Raw genomic sequence first — 1,773 nt, 5'->3', positions numbered from 1 at the left:
GATAATGGATAACAATCAAATGCCAAACATGATGCCATATCAAATGCCATATCAACAGCCAATGATGCCGCAATATCCGCATTATCAGCAACAAAATCCATACAATCAAATGCCGTATCAACAAATGGCACCGCAATATACTTCTATGCCAAATCCAAATATGATGCCAATGGATAATAATATGCCACCACTCGTACAAGGGGAAGAAGATTGTGGATGCGGAGGAGAGAGTAGGTTATATAGTCCGCAACCGGGTGGACCACAATACGCCAATCCTTTATATTATCAACCGACTCAGCCAGCATATGCACCGCAGCCAGGAACGATGTATTATCAGCCAGATCCACCAAATGTATTTGGAGAACCAGTTTCAGAAGAAGAGGATGAAGAGGAAGTTTAAAAAAGGTGGGGTTATTCCCGCCTTTTTTATTCGTGATGGTCAGGAATATGGTGAATTTACATTAAGTGCTAGAAAATTCCTAGTGAAATATTAACAGTGTAAAAACCCTCTCTATTACTCATCATAAGGGGGAGCTTTTCGAAAGAGAAGTTCATTCTAACAAGGGGGGTTTTTGTATTGAATACGAAAGTAAAAGTTATTGCTGCTTCTTTGTTAGTTACCAGTGCATTAGCTGCATGTGGTACACCAAAAGATAATAATGCGATGGATGGACGTAACTATAATTACGAGCGTACATCTTATAATGACACACACCGATATAATGATAATGTAACGCGTAACGATCGTTCTACAGATTATGTAACATATAGAAACGGTCGTAACGATACAGGATATAATAATTATTACCGTGATGTAAATTACAATGGGCAAATTGCTAATCCGCATCCAACCCGTAATATTACAATGAACAATTCATACATTAACAATGATGGTAAAACTGCGGAGAAAATTACGAATCGTGTAAAACGTATGAATAACGTAGATCGAGTTTCTACAGTTGTATATGGAAACGATGTAGCGATTGCGGTAAAGCCACGTAATTCGGCGACAGATGAAACAGCAATGGCAAACGAAATTCGTCAAGCTGTTGCGAATGAAGTTGGAAATAGAAATGTTTATGTTTCTGTAAGAAATGACATGTTTACTCGTGTGGATGCAATGAGTACACGTCTACGTAACGGCACAGTTACAAATGATTTTAATCGTGACATAACAAATATGTTCCGAGACATTCGTTATGGCTTAACTGGTACAGTACGATAACAAAACAAAGAGGAAGGGAAAGCCCTTCCTCTTTATTCATCTTCGTCTTGTAAACGACGTTTTTTAATAAAATAACTAACGGAGTAAGAAACTAAAAAGCATATGAAGAAAATACTACCTGTTAGAATGGCTTCAAACAGAGGTCTTTCTGGACTGAAAATGATATAAATAATAGCTATGATAATTCCAACAATAAGAGAGCGTAAGACAAGTTTGTAATAAGGAGTTAACTTTATTTCCTTTTCACTTTCTTCTACATCTATTGAAACCCTTAACTGTAAATAACTAAATAACATACTTGTAAGAATAAATAATAACCATAATGGAGATTTCGTAATTTGATTAGCTCCTTCAGTGAATCCAATATAGCCTAAAATTCCAATTATACCAATGTATTGAAAAAGAAAGGCAATACGTATGTTTTTTAACGTTTGAAGAATGAGACGTTCATCCTTTATTTTTTTCACAATATCCATCTCCTGTTTATTATGATTTCGCTGTCACACTAATTGTAATGTATATATTACAATTATCAATTTATAATTTAT

The 1,773-nt window shown here is 35.3% G+C and carries 2 protein-coding genes and 1 pseudogene; 2 read left to right on the top strand and 1 reads right to left on the bottom strand.

Going from position 1 to position 1,773, the window contains the following annotated elements; genetic code table 11:
* Together V7038_RS28920 and V7038_RS28915 are read left to right on the top strand one after the other, a co-directional pair.
* Positions 1 to 400: pseudogene (locus tag V7038_RS28920) on the top strand (spore coat protein); the annotation flags it as partial.
* Positions 401 to 577: 177 nt separating this feature from the next.
* Positions 578 to 1,225 (top strand): YhcN/YlaJ family sporulation lipoprotein, encoded by a 648-nt coding sequence (locus V7038_RS28915; protein WP_002112018.1) that lies wholly within the window; start codon positions 578 to 580, stop codon positions 1,223 to 1,225.
* Between the two features lie 32 nt (positions 1,226 to 1,257).
* Here the strand turns inward: V7038_RS28915 and V7038_RS28910 are convergent, their stop codons facing one another.
* On the bottom strand, positions 1,258 to 1,701 hold the full coding sequence (locus tag V7038_RS28910) for a branched-chain amino acid ABC transporter substrate-binding protein (RefSeq protein WP_081338520.1): 444 nt from the start codon (positions 1,699 to 1,701) through the stop codon (positions 1,258 to 1,260).
* Positions 1,702 to 1,773: the final 72 nt, after the last annotated feature.

It is taken from the genome of Bacillus sp. JJ783, assembly GCF_036963225.1.
In the GTDB taxonomy this organism is placed as follows: Bacteria; Bacillota; Bacilli; order Bacillales; family Bacillaceae_G; genus Bacillus_A; species Bacillus_A cereus_U.
This window is presented reverse-complemented; position numbering and strand designations above follow the sequence as displayed.